The sequence below is a fragment of the Mesorhizobium sp. M0145 genome (assembly GCF_040322355.1).
Classification (GTDB): domain Bacteria; phylum Pseudomonadota; class Alphaproteobacteria; order Rhizobiales; family Rhizobiaceae; genus Mesorhizobium.
The window spans coordinates 1-15,679 of sequence record NZ_JAMYTK010000038.1; the positions used below are offsets into that span (position 1 = coordinate 1).

General features: G+C 63.6%; 14 protein-coding genes. 6 read left to right on the forward strand and 8 right to left on the reverse strand.

Annotated elements, in window-relative coordinates; translation table 11 throughout:
- Positions 1–389 precede the first annotated feature (389 nt).
- The 4 genes from NKJ28_RS30605 to NKJ28_RS30620 all read left to right on the forward strand — a co-directional run bounded on the left by NKJ28_RS30605 (position 390) and on the right by NKJ28_RS30620 (position 3,941).
- Complete coding sequence (locus NKJ28_RS30605; protein WP_352638262.1) at positions 390–1,556, forward strand: ATP-grasp domain-containing protein; 1,167 nt, start codon at positions 390–392, stop codon at positions 1,554–1,556.
- 4 nt (positions 1,557–1,560) lie between these two features.
- Positions 1,561–2,337 carry an esterase family protein gene (locus NKJ28_RS30610; RefSeq protein WP_352638263.1) on the forward strand — a complete coding sequence of 259 codons (777 nt, stop codon included), beginning with the start codon at positions 1,561–1,563 and terminating at the stop codon, positions 2,335–2,337.
- Between the two features lie 18 nt (positions 2,338–2,355).
- Positions 2,356–2,670 carry a nuclear transport factor 2 family protein gene (locus NKJ28_RS30615; RefSeq protein WP_352638264.1) on the forward strand — a complete coding sequence of 105 codons (315 nt, stop codon included), beginning with the start codon at positions 2,356–2,358 and terminating at the stop codon, positions 2,668–2,670.
- A gap of 194 nt (positions 2,671–2,864) precedes the next feature.
- Positions 2,865–3,941 (forward strand): siderophore-interacting protein, encoded by a 1,077-nt coding sequence (locus tag NKJ28_RS30620; RefSeq protein ID WP_352638265.1) that lies wholly within the window; start codon positions 2,865–2,867, stop codon positions 3,939–3,941.
- Between the two features lie 20 nt (positions 3,942–3,961).
- Here the strand turns inward: NKJ28_RS30620 and NKJ28_RS30625 are convergent, their stop codons facing one another.
- From NKJ28_RS30625 to NKJ28_RS30650, 6 genes are all read right to left on the reverse strand, one after another.
- A complete protein-coding gene (locus NKJ28_RS30625) occupies positions 3,962–5,176 on the reverse strand; it encodes an MFS transporter (protein ID WP_352638267.1) in 1,215 nt (404 codons plus the stop codon).
- On the reverse strand, positions 5,176–7,263 hold the full coding sequence (locus NKJ28_RS30630) for a TonB-dependent siderophore receptor (protein ID WP_352638268.1): 2,088 nt from the start codon (positions 7,261–7,263) through the stop codon (positions 5,176–5,178). The genes NKJ28_RS30625 and NKJ28_RS30630 overlap by 1 nt, the downstream gene beginning before the upstream one ends.
- A gap of 186 nt (positions 7,264–7,449) precedes the next feature.
- A complete protein-coding gene (locus NKJ28_RS30635) occupies positions 7,450–8,538 on the reverse strand; it encodes an AbrB family transcriptional regulator (protein WP_352638269.1) in 1,089 nt (362 codons plus the stop codon).
- 269 nt (positions 8,539–8,807) lie between these two features.
- Positions 8,808–9,116, reverse strand: coding sequence for a putative quinol monooxygenase (locus NKJ28_RS30640; RefSeq protein ID WP_023679530.1), 309 nt, complete (start codon positions 9,114–9,116; stop codon positions 8,808–8,810).
- Between the two features lie 49 nt (positions 9,117–9,165).
- Positions 9,166–9,963, reverse strand: a complete 798-nt coding sequence (locus NKJ28_RS30645) for an SDR family NAD(P)-dependent oxidoreductase (protein ID WP_352638271.1) — start codon at positions 9,961–9,963, stop codon at positions 9,166–9,168.
- Between the two features lie 171 nt (positions 9,964–10,134).
- On the reverse strand, positions 10,135–10,593 hold the full coding sequence (locus NKJ28_RS30650) for a DsrE family protein (RefSeq protein WP_352456435.1): 459 nt from the start codon (positions 10,591–10,593) through the stop codon (positions 10,135–10,137).
- Between the two features lie 101 nt (positions 10,594–10,694).
- On the opposite strand from NKJ28_RS30650, the gene NKJ28_RS30655 reads away from it, so the two are divergent.
- Together NKJ28_RS30655 and NKJ28_RS30660 are read left to right on the forward strand one after the other, a co-directional pair.
- The gene (locus tag NKJ28_RS30655) at positions 10,695–11,777 is read left to right on the forward strand and encodes a hypothetical protein (RefSeq protein ID WP_352638273.1); all 1,083 of its coding nucleotides are present in this window, start codon (positions 10,695–10,697) and stop codon (positions 11,775–11,777) included.
- A gap of 56 nt (positions 11,778–11,833) precedes the next feature.
- The gene (locus tag NKJ28_RS30660; RefSeq protein WP_352638275.1) at positions 11,834–12,082 is read left to right on the forward strand and encodes an antitoxin; all 249 of its coding nucleotides are present in this window, start codon (positions 11,834–11,836) and stop codon (positions 12,080–12,082) included.
- Between the two features lie 217 nt (positions 12,083–12,299).
- On the opposite strand, the gene NKJ28_RS30665 is transcribed toward NKJ28_RS30660, so the two are convergent.
- Positions 12,300–13,229: a cation diffusion facilitator family transporter gene (locus tag NKJ28_RS30665; protein ID WP_502894484.1), complete on the reverse strand. Its 930-nt coding sequence runs from the start codon at positions 13,227–13,229 to the stop codon at positions 12,300–12,302.
- Between the two features lie 32 nt (positions 13,230–13,261).
- Entirely contained in the window at positions 13,262–15,451 is a 2,190-nt protein-coding gene (locus NKJ28_RS30670) for an anthranilate synthase (protein ID WP_352638277.1), read from the reverse strand.
- Positions 15,452–15,679: the final 228 nt, after the last annotated feature.

Consider the following 15,679-nt stretch of genomic DNA (forward strand, 5'->3'; position numbering starts at 1 on the left):
TCGCCTACAGAATCACACACCAACCCGACGCCGCAACTCACAGAGGAGTCATCGACGCAACGAAAAGATGTGTGCATCCCCTAGCCATTTTCGTGGGGCGAGGAACCCAAGCTGCAATGAAGGCGCGGCGCCGACATGAAAGCGATTTTTCCTGATTATAGCAACTTTGTTCTTGCTTTGTGCCGGCAGCTATGCTACTAATTTGGGTATGGTGCTGATTGGCGCCGAGGACCCGCCGTCGAGGCGGGTTTTTTATTTCACGGTTTTGGCGTCACCTTTCGCGGACCGAGCCGCTCACCTGATCCAGTTGCTCTTCCCCGAGCCCGGCAAATGCGCCAGAGTCGATTGTCGGCGGGGGTGCGATGGCTCGCCGCCGGGAGGGATCGTCCATGAACTTCGTGTTCTTCTCGCCGCATTTTCCAGCCAATGGCGCCGATTTCTGCGACCGGCTGAAGAAGGCCGGCGCCACCGTGCTCGGCATTGGCGACGCGCCGTTCGATGCGCTGGACGGCAAATTGAAGGCAGCCCTTTCGGAATATTACCGCATCGACGACATGGAGGAGTACGAGCCGGTGTTCCGGGCGATCGGCCATTTCATCCACAAATGGGGCCGCGTCGACCGGTTCGAATCGCTCAACGAGCATTGGCTGGAGCTGGAAGCCAATATCCGCACCGACTTCAACATCTTCGGCACCAAGCTCGACTTCGTCAAGAATTTGAAACGCAAGAGCCGCATGCGGGCGTTCTTCCGCAAGAGCGGCGTCGAGACCATTGCGCAGCGCAAATGCTCCGACCGCGCCGGCGCCATGACCTTCATCCGCCGTGTCGGCTATCCCGTGGTGGTGAAGCCGGATTCCGGCTCCGGCGCCTCGAACACGTTCAAAATCTCCAACGCCGGCGAACTCGACAGCTTCTTCAGGGACAAGCCGGAAGGCGTCAGCTTCGTCATGGAGCAATTCATCGAAGGGCTGGTGGTGACCTATGACGGGCTGGTCAACCGCGACGGCGAGGTGGTGCTGGCCGCCAGCCACCGCTACGACCAGAGCGTCATGGAGGTGGTCAACCGCGACCGCCATATGAGCTATGTCTGTTTTCCCGAGATCAGCCGGGCGGTCGAGGAGGCCGGCAGGAAAATCCTCAAGGCGTTCGACGTGCGCGAGCGCTTCTTCCACATCGAGCTGTTCGAAACCAGGGACGACCGGGTCATCGCGCTGGAGGTCAACATGCGGCCGCCTGGCGCCTGGATGACCGATGCCATCAATTACACCTTCGATATCGATGTCTATGCCGCCTGGGCCGACATGGTGGTCAAGGACGCCGCCGGCGGCCCTTACAGGGGCAAGTATTTCACCGCCTATGCCAGCCGCAAGCGGCATCTCAGCTATGTGCACAGCCATGCCGACGTGCTGGCCGCCCATGGCGGCATGATCGTCCATCATCACGCCATCGAGGAGGTTTTCAGCCGCGCCATGGGAAACTACGCCTATCAGCTGCGCTCCCCCGACCCGAAGGCGCTGCGCCGGGCGGTCGACTACATCCATGCGGAAAAGGCGTGAGGCGATGGACGTTTCGTACCACAAGGGTTTTGGCCGCAACCTCGGCCGCGACATGGAATACAAGCGCTACGGCCATGCCGGCCGACCCGTGGTTGTGTTCCCGACTTCGCAAGGGCGGTTCTACCAGTTCGAGGATTCCGGCGCGGTTTCGGCTCTCGCCGAGTTCGTCGACACGGGTCGCATCCAGTTGTTCACGCTGGACGGCATCGATGCGGAATCCTTCTTCGACCGCCATGCCGAGCCGGCCCATCGCATCGCCCGGCATGAAGCGTATTTCCGCTATGTGCGCGAAGAGGCGCTGCCGGAACTCCTGTCTGCCGCGGCCCAGGCCAATGGCGGGCGTACGCTGAAGCCGCTGTTTTGCGGCTGCTCCATGGGCGGCTATCATTCGTCGAATTTCGTCTTCCGCTTTCCGGAACTGGCCAGCGGCGTCATCGCGCTGTCAGGGGTTTATTCGACCCACGATTTCTTCGGCAGCGCGCTCGACGGACAGATTTTCTTCAACTCGCCGCTCGACTACCTGCCGGGTATCGTCGATCCGGGGCTGCTTGGCAGGCTGAAGGCGCTGCGGCTGATCTTCTGCTGCGGGCAGGGTGCCTGGGAGGAACGGATGCTGGCCGATACGCAGGCGCTGGAACAGATCCTGCGTGACAAGTCGATTCCGGCCTGGGTCGATTATTGGGGCGGCGATGCCGCGCATGAATGGCCGTGGTGGCACAAGCAACTGGTCTATTTCTTCGCCCGCTGGCTGGACGACGATCTGATGCACCGGCTGGATTAGGCCACCTGGAGGAAGGAAATGACCACGCCCGATGCCATCCGCCGCTTTGTCGAAGCCACCAATGCCGGCGACACCAAAGCTTTCCTCGAGACGTTCACGCCCGATGCCTTCCTGAGCGACTGGGGCCGGTCGTTCAAGGGCCGCGAGCAGATTGCGCGCTGGAACCAGTCGGACAATATCGGCGTGCAGTCCAAACTTAGTATCATTCGTATCGAACCGGCGGGCGAGACCTATCACGTCCGCATTGCCGTCACAGGCAACGGCTTCAACGGCGAGGGCGACATGGCGTTCACCCTGGACGACGACCGCATCTCCAGCCTGGTGATCAGCTGAAGGACATTTTGAGGCCCTTTAGGCCACCTCGCCGACACGGCCGCCGTTGCTCGCGCGGAACTCATTGGCTTAATGCCAAAAACATGACTCTGTTTATCATCTTTTAGTGGAAACGCCAGGCCGGCTGTGGCATGCCGCAAAGGCGCCGACGTCTAGGGCGATCTCGAATTCAAACGGCACCGAAAGGCTGAGCGATGGAGCAATTGAGTGCGCAAACCCGGATCAGCGGTGCCGCCATCCGGTCGGCGATGGACAGGCTGCGCGCCGAGCACGGCGAATCAGAGATCGATACCGGCCTTGCCGATCATTGGGAATTTCGCACGCATTACGGCTCGTTGAAGGCGACGCTCGGTGACAACAGCGTGCTGATCCGCGTCGCGGCCGAGGATGAAACCTGCCTGTCCTACATGAAGATGGCGGTTGCCGGCCATTTTTCGCAACATCTCGGCACGATCAGGGGCATCGCCTGGCAGGGCGACGGCAGCGATGCCGGCACGCCGGTGTTCTTCCGCGAGATCACGGTGGTGTCCTCGACGCGGATTTCTCAGCATATGCAGCGCGTCCGCTTCGCCGGCAACGATCTCGGCCGCTTTGGCCGTGGCGGCCTGCATGTGCGGCTGCTGCTGCCGCCGCGCGGCAGGCTGCCCGTGTGGCCGTCGATGGGCGCCGACGGCCTGATGGTCTGGCCGTCGGGCGAGGACGCGCTCGTCGTGCGGGTCTACACGATCCGGGCACTGGACGCCGCAAGCGGCTGGCTGGATGTCGATTTCGTCCTCCACCCCGGTATGGATACGCCGGCGGCCGCTTTCGCCGAAAAGGCGGTTGCCGGCGAGGTCATCGGCATGATTGGACCCGGTGGCGGCGGCGTGCCCGAGGCGCAAAACCTGCTGCTGCTCGGCGACGACACCGCGCTTCCGGCGATCGGCAGGATGCTGGAGCAGCTTTCGCCGTCAACCCGCGCCGAAGCGTTCATCGAGGTCGACGGCCCGGACGACCGGATCGCGCTGGCCGCAGGCGAGACCGTTGCCGTCACCTGGCTCTATCGGCATGGGCGCGAGGCTGGCACAGCCAGCCTGTTGCCAGCGGTGCTGCGGCAGCGGAGCCGGACCGCGCTTGCCGACAATCTCTATGTCTGGGCCGGATGCGAGTTCGGTGATTTCCGCGAGATCCGCAGGATTGTCCGCAAGGAGTGGGGTGTGCCGCGCGACCGGCATCTGGTCATCGCCTACTGGCGCCGAGGGACGCAAGCGGCGGACGGCGGCGAAGAATAGTGCGCGACGATGCTCCGCAGTCAGCGGCGGTCGGATACGAAGGCGATCGCCGGGGCGGCCAGCAGCGCGACGAGGCCGGCGCCGGCGAAGAACGCGCCATAGCCGAAATACTGCGCCGCGTAGCCGGCCGCGATCCCGCCGGCCATGCTCATCAGTGCGTCCATGCACTGGAACAGCGTGAAGTCGACGCCCGCCTGTCTTGGATCTGACCAGCGCATGAACTGCGCGTAAAGCGCGACGAAACCGAGAGCCATGAAGCCGGACGAGCTGAGCACCGCGATGGCCATCAAAGCGGTGGTCGAGAAGTCACCAAGAAAATCGAAGACCGAAAAGAAGAACAGCGATCCGGCCTGCAGGAAAAGCGCCAGGACGAGCACGTTGCGCGGGCCGAACCATCTGACGAGAGCGCCGCCGGCGAGTGCGGCAGCCAGGCCGACGAACATGCTGCCGACGCCGTTGACAAGTCCGACCATCGAGAGGTCGAGCCCGGCGTCGATCAGGAATGGTCCGAGCATGGCGAGTGCCGCCTTCTGGGCCAGGACATAGATGGCCGACGCTGCCAGGCCGCGCCGAATTTCGGGACGCTTCAACGCGTCGAGAAGGCTGGGAACATGCGCGCGCGTCTCCTCGCGCGCGCGGCTGGCCACGCCGAGCAGGAAGGGCAGACCGAGCGGCAGGAGCAGCAAGGCCATCGCCCAAACGGCGATGCGCCAGCCATAAGCGTCGACCAGAAGCAGAAACAGGCCGGCGCCGATGGCCGAGCCGAGATAGGCGCCGCCGACCTGCGCGGCATTGCCCCAGCCGTGGTTTTCCTTAGCCAGGCTCTGCACGGCGAAACCATCGCAGGCAATGTCGACCGTCGAGGCGGCGAAGGCGACGATGGTCAGGCAGGCCAGAACCGGCCACCAGCCCTCCGGGCCGAGCGCGCCGACGGCCCACAGCCCGGCGATGGACACGAGCCCACCGGCGGCTACGATCGTGCCGGTGCGGTTCTTGCCGACCGGCGGCAGCCGATAGCGCTCGACGGCCGGCGCCCATAGAAACTTGAGCGCCCATGGCAGCGCGATCAGCGAGACCAGGCCGATCCGGTCGAGCGGCAGGCCCTGGTCGCGCATCACCGCCGGCAGGCCCGCCCAGGTGATGCCGCCGATCACACTCTGCGCGACGTAGAGCCCGCCGATCGCCAGGACGATCGCGACAGGCGTCGATGCCTGGCTGGAAACGGCGATCGACATCAGAAGCGGTAGCGCAGGCTAGCGAACAGCGAGCGGCCCTCGTCGCGGTAGCAATAGCCGGCCGAGCAGATGGATTTTTGAGTGTCGAACAGGTTCTTGGCGTTGACCTGCAGCTTCACGCCCTCGAGCTTGGGATTGCGGTAGCCGAAATCGTAGGAGAGCGAGGCGTCGACGAAGGCGCGCGCGTCGTTCTTGAAGGTGTTGGTGTCGTCGCCATAGCTGCTGCCGGCGACGCGAACGCCGCTGCCCAGCCCGAGCCCCTGCAGCGTGCCGTCCTCGAACTGGTACTGCCCCCAGAGCGACAGGATGTGATTTGGCGTTGCCGACAGTTCCTTGCCTGCGGTTCCCGTGGCGCCGCGTTCGATTTTCACGCGCAGATAGGTGTAAGAGGCGAGTATGCTGAGGCCGTTGTCGAGCGAGGCGCTGGCTTCCAGCTCGACGCCGCGCGAGTTGAGGTCGAGCTGGCGCTGCTTGTTGATGCCGGTCGAGGCGTCGAAGACGACGCCATCCTTCTGGTCGATGTCGAACAGAGCGGCGCTGATGGCGGCGTTGTAATCGGCAAACTCGTATTTGACGCCGATTTCCTTCTGCGTCGCGATGGTCGGACGGGCGACACGACCGATGGGGCTGCTGACATCGTCATAGACGAAGCCGATATTGGGCGAGAACGACGTCGAATAGTTGACATAGGGCGTGATGCCCCATTCGGTCTGGTAAGACAGGCCGAGCCGCCCGGAAAGGGCACTGTCGTTCTGCTTGGACTTGGTGAAGTCGGCGGCGGTCGAGGTGGTGTCGGCCCAGTCGTAGCGACCGCTGGCGAACAGGGTGAAATCGTTCCACTCCATCTGGTCATGCAGATAGGCGCCGAGCTGGTTCATCTCCTGCCCGCCATAGTAAGGAACCGGAGCAGCCTTGATGTCGTCGACGGAGACATAGGAGATACCGCTGTCGGCGTCATAATTAGACCAGGCGTAGTCGATGCCGGCTACCGCCGTGTGCCTGACCTGGCCGGTATCGAATTCGAACTGCGCCATGTTGTCGACGACGAAGTTCTTCATGGTCTCGGTGTAGTGGCCCCAGTAGCGTTTCAGATCCGGGCCGTCCGGGTAATGGCCGCTGTACTCGATGTCGCTGTCGACGGCGCTGTAGCGAAGATTCTGCCGGACCGTCAGCACGTCGTTGAAACGGTGCTCGAACTCGTAGCCGATGCGGCCCTGGGTCTGGTCGAAGTCGTTCCAGGCGGGATCGCCCTCATAAAGGTCCGTCAGAGCGCCGCCCGAATTGTAGAAGGCAGCGGTGCCGCCGGTGACGGATTTCGAATATTCGCCGAGGATGGTCAGCTTGGTGTCCTCATCCGGCTTGAAGGTGACTGCCGGCGCCAGATAGATCTTGTCGTCGGGATAACCGACCAGGTCGGTGTCGCTGGTGCGGCCGAGGCTGGTGAAGCGATAGAGGATGCTGCCGTCTTCGTTCACCGGGCCGGAAGCGTCGAGTGCGGCCTGGAAATGATTGCGTGCGCCGAGCAGCATTTCGACTTCGCGGAACTGTTCTTCCTTGGGGCGCTTGGTGACCAGATTGACGATGCCGCCCGGACCGCTGATGCCGTAAAGCGAGGAGGCCGGACCCTTCAGTATGGTGACGCCCTCGATGCCGTAGGGCTCGGTCTTGAACCAGGCCGAGGGGCCGTTGTACTGGCGCAGCCCGTCGCGGAACATACCGTTGTAAAAGGCCTGGAAGCCGCGCAGGAAGAAGGCATCATAGCGGGTGTCGAAGCCGAAGCTGTTCGGATTGGCGCTGGCGACATAGCCGAGCGATTCGTTCAGCGTGCGTGGCTTCTGGTCCTCGATCTGCTTTTGCGTCACAACCGAAACCGCTTGCGGAATCTTGACTATCGGCGTGTCGGTCTTGGTGCCGATGCGGTCCTTCTTGGCGACGTAGCCGTCTTGCACGAGGATCTCGTCGCTCTCGGCATCGACCTCGATCTTGTTGAGAACGGTGACGCCGCCCTGGTCCTGGGCGTGAGCCGGCGCGGACAGGCCGAGCAGGGCCATGCTGCCCGGCAATGATATCCCCAGGAGCCATGTCATCGTCCGTATCCGCATCAACTCGTCTCCACTCTTCCGTACAACATTGACGGAAGGGGGCTCTCAAATCTGAGTATTTGAGTCAAGTTATTTTTTGAGCTCGTGCGCGTGCTGGCCCGATACGGTCGGCGGCAGCAAAGTGCGACCGGTTTCAGGAAAACCGGCTGCGAAGCAGGCAGAGGCAAGCTGCTATGGTTTGAGGCTTCTCGCCACCAGCCGCGCCACGCTTGGGCCGACCAGAAGCACGATCAGGAAGCGTGCCGATTGCAGCGCCATGACGAAGGAGATGTCGACATGCTGCGCGGCGGCGGCGATGATGGCGACGCTGTCCATGCCGCCGGGACTGGTTGCCAGATAGGCGGTCAGCGGATCGATGCCGAGCAGGCGGCTGATCAGGAAGGCGAGGCCGCCGCAAAAGACGATCAGGGCAATGATCGAGCCGACGATCTGCGGCAGCGCGCGGGCCGCGTGGCGCAAAATGGCCCTGGTGAAATTCAGGCCGATGCTCCAGCCGATCATCGTATAGCTCAAGGCGAGCAGCCAGGGCGGCAACTGCATGGTCACGCCGAGCCCGAGATGGATCACGGTGCCGAAAATGAAGGTGCCGAGGAATAACGGCGAGGGCAGCCGGAAAAGCTTTCCGGCGAGGCCGCCAACCAGCGCCACGCCGAATGTTGCGGCCAAGCCTTGCGGGTCTATCGGCGGAAACCAGACGATGGCCGGCACCTCGATGCCCGAGGTGTCGACCCAGAGCTTGGCCACCAGGGCTGCCGTCATTGAGACGCAGATGACGCGCAGATATAGCATAAAGGCGACGAGGCGCTGGTCGGCGCCGAAGGCACCGGCCATCAGCACCATGGCGGTGGCGGCGCCCGGCGACGAGCCCCAGACCGCGGTGGTGCCGGGCAGGATGCGCCAGCGGCTGATCAGCCAGCCGAGCAGGCTGGATGCCGCGACCGTCGCCATCACGACGCCAAGGAACAGCGGCCATTCCCTGTAGAAGACGGGAAAGATATCGGCCGAGATGGAACTGGCGACCAGGCAGCCGACGACCGCCTGGGCTGAGCCGAACAGAACCCGCGGCACGCGCACCGTGGCGCCGTTGGTGCCGGCAGCGATGGCCGCCAGCATCGGTCCGATCAAGAGCGCGGCGGGCAGGGCGGCGAGTTCCAGCGCGCCGGCAAACAGCACCGAGACCACCACCAGGACCGGCCACTGCCAAGCCTTGTGGATCCGCGCCAGGTGCTCGATGGCCGGCGGGTTCGGGGAAGAATCCATAGATGGGCTCTTAGACCGGTCGCGAAAAAATGCGAACCCTTTTTGCGCGGAAAAGGGCTTGGGTGGTAATGGCACCAACCATCCGCAGCGATCCTTCGCGCCCCCCTCTGTCCTGCCGGACATCTCCCCCTCAAGTGGGGAGATTGGATGTCACGTCGGCCTTCGCCAATCTCCAAAAAAGAGCGCTGTCGGCGAAGCTGCCAATCTCCCCACTTGAGGGGGAGATGGCCGGCAGGCCAGAGGGGGGCGCTGTCCCGCCGGCCTCTCCTCTATCCCGCCTTCGCCGCCGCCAACCCGAACCCGCCAACAGGATGCGTCTCCACCTGGAACTCGAAGCCGGCGATGATCGGCCGTGCCTTGGCGATTGCCGCCTGGACTTCGGGCAGCTGCAGCGAAGCCTTGTGGCTTTCGGCGTCGGTCCACACTTCGGTCACCCAGATCGCGTCGGCATCGGCCGGGTCGGTGGCGATGATGTAGTTCAGGCAGCCGGGCATGGCGCCGGTGCTGGCGAGCAGGATATCCATCATTGCGTCACGCTGGCCGCGCATCGCCCGCATCTTGCCGATCAGTCCGTACATTCGCTTTGCTCCGTTGAGATGACGCAACCAGGAGTATGCAGTTCGCCGTCTACGGCATCAACTGCCCGCCATTCACCTCGATCACCTGGCCGGTGATGTAGCCGCTCAACAGATCGGAGGAGAGGAACAGATAGGCGCCAACGCAGTCCTCGGCGGTGCCGGCGCGGCCCTGCGGGATGGTGGCGATCATGCCTTTCATCTGGTCGTCGGTCGAGTAGCGCTCGTGGAAAGGTGTCGCGATCGTGCCGGGCGCCACCGCGTTGACGCGGATGTTGAAACCGATCAGCTCCTTGGCCATGCCGCGCGTGACGTTGGAGACGAAGGCCTTGGCCGAGCCGTACAGGCCGGCGCCGCCGCCGGCGCCGTTGCGCGCGGCGATCGAGGAGGTGTTGACGATGAAGCCACCCTGCCGCTTCAGCCATGGGATTGCCTTGCGCGAAGCTGTCAGCACGGAACGCGCGTTGAGGTCCATCACCGCGTCGTAATGCGCCTCGGTCTGCTCGGCATAGGCCACGCGGCCGAGCATGCCGCCGGCATTGTTGACGAGGCCGTCGAGCCGGCCGAAATGTTGCGCACTGTCCTCGACGACGCGCTCGACATCGGCGGGGATCGAGAAATCGCCCTGGGTGAGGAACACTTCGCCGCCACCGTTGCGAATGGTCGCGGCCAGGTTTTCGGCAGCCACCCGGCTCGAATTGTAGTGCAGCGCGACGCGGCATTTCTGCGCGGCGTAGGCGAGTGCGAGCGCCGCGCCGATGCCGGTCGAGGCGCCGGTGACCAGGACCGCCTTTCCGGCAAGGTCGGGGATGACCAGAGAGGGGCTGACAAGGGTGGTGGTGGCTGGCACGTCTATTCCTCCGGGGACTCTGCCTGCTCTTCGTAGGCCCTCGCAGTCCTCGCGTTCAAGTCCGTAAAAGTTTAGAGCGGTTCACCGTTTCACGGAAACGGCGAACCGCTCCCTCTTTGTCTTGACGCAATTCCGGACGGAAAACCGTTTCACACTTTTCCTGGAATTGCCCTATGGCCTGAGATAGGCGTAGCCCTGGCGTTGCAATTCGGCGAGCTTGACGACGCCGCCCCTGTCGGCTGCATGGAAGCCGTCGAGCAGGTCGGCCAGGCCGATATCCATGCCGTGCATGGTGTTGGCGCAAGCGTGCGGGCTGAGCCCATCCTGGACAAGGCCGGCGAACCGCCCGGAAATGGCGGCCGATATGCCCTTCGACTTGAAGGCGGCAAGTGCCGGGCCGTGCACGACAAGCGCGATGTCGACTTTGCCGTCGGTGCCTTCGAAGTGGTTCTTGATGTTGCCGAGCACGAAATTGACCTTGTCGAGGTCGCTGAGGTGATAGGCGACCTTTTGCCTTTCCTCTTCGGCAGCCGCCGGCTTGACTTCACTAGCTGCGGCCTTGATGGGGCGCAGCCCGAACAGCCCGGCGGCCCCGGCAAGACCGACGCGGAAAATATCGCGGCGTCGCATGGCTTCATCTCCCATTTGGCCGGCCCGCGCAATTTGCGTGGCCTCGACCTCAATCCTAGCATAAATTGAAGCCACGTCTTGTCGGGGCAGGGGGAGCCAGCATGATATCAAGGACCGTGATGGGCGCCGGAGTTGGGGTTGCCTTGCTTGCCGCCGTCGCCGGTGCTGCTTTCGCCGACGACACGCTCAAGCTCACCGAGCTCAGCCCCGACGGCAAGGACGCTTGCTTCGGCCGCGTCTACGACGCCGCGCATCTCAAGTCGCATCCGCAGCAGAAGGTGGCGCGCATCTTCTTCTATTACGGCCGCGATCCGGTCAGCCGACCAAACGAGGAGCCAAGCACCGGCATCGATTCCTCCTACAATGGCTTCATGGCGACGACGGTACGCGGCGCCGAGGCGCCGGAATGGCTCGGCGGCTGGTGCAGTCATGAGTCGGAGGACGGCAAGACCGGCCCGATCCGCTGCGGCATGGACTGCGATCGCACCATGGCTTCGCTGAAGGTCGACGACAAAGGCCGGCTGATCGTCTCGGACGTGCAGCCCGATCTCTATCTCGACGCCGGATCGGAAGACGAGCTCGGCAAGGCGGAATACGAAAGGCAGGCGCTGGGCAAGGACGACAACGGCTTCAGGCTCGACCCGATGCCGGCCGCCACCTGCAAGGCGGAGTTCGCGCGCATCGACCCGATCGACCCGGCCCTTGGCCCGCCATTGCGCGAGCGGCTGAAGCCGGACCAGCCCTTCTGCTACGGACGCGACTACGACGCCGCGCATCTCGGCTCGCATCCCGATCAGCTGACCCGGTCGATCAGGGTTTTCCGCGGACCGGTCGAGCTGGCGTCTTTCGCCAAGGAGGGCGATCCGGCCAATTGGCCAAGCGGCGCCGATATCGCCGTTTCGGTTACCACGCGGCAGAAATCGGCCAAGGTCACGCAGGTCTATAACTGTCAGGGCGAGGGCGACCAGTGGCGCTGCGCGGCGAGCGCGAAGACGGGTGGTGCCTCCTGCGATATCGCGCAACAGGAGGTCTTCCTTCGCCGCGGCGCCAACGGCACGATGATGCTGGCCAACCCGAACAGCGGTCTGCCGATCATCGATCTGTGTTCGGCGGAGGGCGACACAATGTCCGACGACAAGGTCTACCGGCTGGAGCCGATGCCGCAGGCTGCCTGCGGGCCTTGATCGTAGTTCGGATCCCCGGTTCGAAATTAGCCGAATGTGACGAGGAGGTGGATGCAATGCGCAAGACAAAGGTGTTTTGGTCCGGCCGCTCGCAGGCGGTGCGCTTGCCGAAGGAGTACCGTTTCGACACCGAAGAGGTTTTGATCCGCCGCCACGGCCAGAGCGTCATAATCGAGCCTCTTGCCCAGGATTGGGCCTGGCTGGACAGAGTGATAGGTCCGGTTGACGACGATTTCGCGGAGGCAGCGTTGGAAAGTTCGTCGGATCAGGCCCTGGAATCCATGGCGTGCAGCGGCTCGGAATGAGAGCTGCAGCGATCCTTCGCGCCCCCCTCTGTCCTGCCGGACATCTCCCCCTCAAGTGGGGAGATTTGCAGCTTCGCCGACAGCGCTCTTCGTGGAGGTTGGCGAAAGCCGAAGCGACATCCAATCTCCACCCTTGAGGGGGAGATGTCCGGCAGGACAAAGGGGGGTGCTGTCCCGCCGACCTCAAGGTTTTGGATGGCGGCGTCCCGCTATCGCTTCACGCAAAGGGCACGGCCGTCGTGCCCTTGGGCAGTTTCGCCTCGTCGTCGGGCTCGACATGGATGATGACGCGGACGGAAGGGATCTCTGCCTGCAGCGCGTCCTCGATGCGGTCGCAGATGACGTGGCTGGCGCCGACCGACATGTCGGCGTCGACGACCAGGTGGAACTCGATGAAGGTGGCGCGGCCGGCGATGCGCGTCTTCAGGTCGTGGACCTCGAGCGCGCCCTTGCAATTGGCCGAGATGATGTCGCGTATGCGGATATGTTCCTGGGTGTCGACGGCGCGGTCCATCAGCCCGTTCATCGACGAGCCGATGACGTGCCAGCCCTGCCACAGAATGTTCAGCGCCACGATCACCGCAAGTGCCGGATCGAGAACCTGCCAGCCGGTCAGTACGGCGCCGACCAGGCCGATGAACACACCGACCGAGGTCGCCACGTCGGTCATGATGTGCCTGCCGTCGGCAACGAGAGCCGGCGATTTTTCGCTTCGGCCGGTGCGGATCAGCGTCAAGGCCCAGACAGCGTTGATGACCGTTGCGACGCCATTGACGGCAAGGCCGGTCCATGGCTGTTCCAGCGGCGCAGGATGCTGCCAGGACCACCAGACCTCATTGAGGATCAGCAAGGCGGCAAGCACGATCAGCACGCCTTCGAGGACGGCCGAGAAATACTCGGCCTTGTGGTGGCCGAACGGATGGTCCTGGTCGGCTGGCTTGTAGCTGACCTGGATCGCCCAATAGGCGGCGGCCGAGGCAATGACGTTGACGATCGATTCCAGCGCGTCCGAATAAAGCGCGACCGAACCGGTGACGTACCAGGCCACCAGCTTCAGGCCGAGCACGACGCAGGCGACGACGATCGACCAGAAGGCGAGGCTGGCGACCTTCTGCCTGGCGGCGGCTTTGATTTCTGCCGCGGTCACTGGGGAAAAGATCCCAACGCTGAGCCCTCGAATTAAGCGGCCTTTTCCTTGGCCTTGCGCGGCAGGTGCGCGACAATGTTCTCGATGATGCGCATGCCGGCATTGTGGCCGAGCGTCATGATCGACTCCGGGTGGAACTGCACTGCGGCGATCGGCTCCTTGCGGTGCTCGAAGGCCATGATGATGCCGTCCTCGGTCTCGGCGGTGACGACAAAACCATCGGGCAGCCGCACCGGATCTGCAAAGATCGAATGATAGCGGCCGACCGTCACCTCCTTGGGCAGGCCGGAGAAGATGATGCCCGGCTTCGACACGCGGATGCGCGACGGCTTGCCATGCATCGGGATGTGCAGTTGGCGCAGCTCGCCGCCATAGGCCTCGGCCAGCGCCTGCAGCCCGAGGCAGACGCCGAAGATCGGCAGGTCGCGCGCACGGGCCCGCTTGATGGTGGCGGCGCAGTCGAAGTCCTTCGGCGTGCCGGGGCCGGGCGAGAGCACGACCAGGTTTGGCTTCAGCCGGTCGAAGATCTCGTCCGGCACCGGCGTGCGCACCGTCGAGACGTTGGCGCCGGTCTGGCGGAAATAGTTGGCGAGCGTATGGACGAAACTGTCCTCGTGGTCGACCAGCAGGATGTTGACGCCGTCGCCGACACGCGCGGTGCTGCGTTCGGTGCTGGCGGCATTGCCTGATTTGGCGTCGCGGATGGCGGAGAGCATGGCGGATGCCTTCAGTTCGGTTTCGGCTTCTTCTTCCTCGGGAATGCTGTCGAAGAGCAGCGTGGCGCCGGCGCGTACCTCGGCGATGCCGTCCTTGATGCGAATGGTGCGAAGCGTCAGGCCGGTGTTCATGTCACCGTTGAAATTGACCATGCCGATCGCCCCGCCATACCAGGCGCGCGGGCTCTTCTCGTTCTGCTCGATGAAGCGCATGGCCCATAATTTCGGCGCGCCGGTGACGGTGACCGCCCAGGCATGCGACAGAAAGGCGTCGAAGGCGTCCATGCCTTCGCGCAGCCGCCCCTCGATGTGGTCGACGGTGTGGATCAGGCGGGAGTACATTTCGATCTGGCGGCGGCCGATGACGCGCACCGAGCCCGGCTCGCAGACCCTCGACTTGTCGTTGCGGTCGACGTCCGAGCACATGGTGAGTTCGGATTCGTCCTTCTTCGAATTGAGCAGCTTCAGGATCTGCTCGCTGTCGGAGATGGCGTCGTCGCCGCGCTTGATGGTACCGGAGATCGGGCAGGTCTCGACGCGGCGGCCGTTGACGCGCACGAACATTTCCGGCGAGGCGCCGATCAGATATTCGCCCTCGCCGAGATTGATGAAGAAGGAATAGGGCGAAGGGTTGATGCTCTTCAGCTTGCGGGAAATCTCGGAGGGCTGGGTTTCGCAGCGTTCGTAGAACATCTGCCCCGGCACCACTTCGAACAGGTCGCCGCGCTCGAAGCTCTTCATCGCCTTGCGCACCAGCTTGGCATATTCGCCGGGCTCGTGGTCGCCGCGCGGCGGGATGCGGTCGGCGGTCCTGAACGGCTCGACGATTTCGTCGCGCGGCAGGCCTTCGGTCGAGAAGCCATCGCCGGAATAGTCGTAGCGGTCGGTCCAGGCCTTGGTCGAATAGTGGTCGACGACGAGGATCTCGTCGGGCAGGAACAGCACGAGATCGCGCTGGCTTGGCTTGCGCTCGAGCTTGTAGTCGACCGGATCGAACTGGAAGGCGAGGTCGTAGCCGAAGGCGCCATAGAGGCCGAGATTGGCGTCTTCCTCGGTCTTGAACAAAGCCGTGATGGCGCGCAGCACGGTGAAGACGGAGGGAACGCGGCTGCGTTCCTCTTCGGTAAAGATACGATCGGGCTTGGCGACCTCGAGGCGGATGAGTTTGTTGGACGTCTCGGCGATCGTGACATCGTCAAGGCCGGCAAGCACCGTGCCGATCACCGGCAAAAGCACGTCGCCGCGGCGGTTCAGCGCCTCGATGCGCATGGCGCGGCCGCGTGCCGAGATCACCACCGGCGGATCGATGATGGCGGTGTCCCAGCGCGTATAGCGGCCGGGATATTCGTAATTCGAGGAAAACACGGCGCCGCGGCGCGAATTCAGGCCATCGACATAGCCGTCGATCGCCCCCTCGTAAGGCCGGTCATGGCGCTGGCGGGTAATCGCCACGCCACCTGCTGTGACGAAGCGCTCGGCGCCATTCTCCAGAATTTTCGTCGTCATTGCCGTCTCCATCAGCGTCTTTGGGGCAACGGACCCGGGAATGGCTTGAAAAAACAAATGGCCGCCCGGACATTCCGCTGCGGCCACCCTCTATTGTCACGCGAACGCGTTCGAACAGGCCGCTGTCAGCGAGCCCACCACCAAATGGTCTTGATCGAACGCATATTCATGGCGAAATCCATAGCCGCGAAAAGCGGTATGCGCAACAGGTTTGAAAGTCTGTGGGGT

Bases quoted from the DNA above. Each gene is read 5' to 3' on its own strand.
- NKJ28_RS30670 (WP_352638277.1), bottom strand. From the start codon at position 15,451: ATGACGACGAAAATTCTGGAGAATGGCGCCGAGCGCTTCGTCACAGCA.
- NKJ28_RS30655 (WP_352638273.1), top strand. From the start codon at position 10,695: ATGATATCAAGGACCGTGATGGGCGCCGGAGTTGGGGTTGCCTTGCTT.
- NKJ28_RS30635 (WP_352638269.1), bottom strand. From the start codon at position 8,538: ATGGATTCTTCCCCGAACCCGCCGGCCATCGAGCACCTGGCGCGGATC.
- NKJ28_RS30615 (WP_352638264.1), top strand. From the start codon at position 2,356: ATGACCACGCCCGATGCCATCCGCCGCTTTGTCGAAGCCACCAATGCC.
- NKJ28_RS30605 (WP_352638262.1), top strand. From the start codon at position 390: ATGAACTTCGTGTTCTTCTCGCCGCATTTTCCAGCCAATGGCGCCGAT.
- NKJ28_RS30610 (WP_352638263.1), top strand. From the start codon at position 1,561: ATGGACGTTTCGTACCACAAGGGTTTTGGCCGCAACCTCGGCCGCGAC.
- NKJ28_RS30640 (WP_023679530.1), bottom strand. From the start codon at position 9,116: ATGTACGGACTGATCGGCAAGATGCGGGCGATGCGCGGCCAGCGTGAC.
- NKJ28_RS30650 (WP_352456435.1), bottom strand. From the start codon at position 10,593: ATGCGACGCCGCGATATTTTCCGCGTCGGTCTTGCCGGGGCCGCCGGG.
- NKJ28_RS30620 (WP_352638265.1), top strand. From the start codon at position 2,865: ATGGAGCAATTGAGTGCGCAAACCCGGATCAGCGGTGCCGCCATCCGG.
- NKJ28_RS30625 (WP_352638267.1), bottom strand. From the start codon at position 5,176: ATGTCGATCGCCGTTTCCAGCCAGGCATCGACGCCTGTCGCGATCGTC.
- NKJ28_RS30630 (WP_352638268.1), bottom strand. From the start codon at position 7,263: ATGACATGGCTCCTGGGGATATCATTGCCGGGCAGCATGGCCCTGCTC.
- NKJ28_RS30660 (WP_352638275.1), top strand. From the start codon at position 11,834: ATGCGCAAGACAAAGGTGTTTTGGTCCGGCCGCTCGCAGGCGGTGCGC.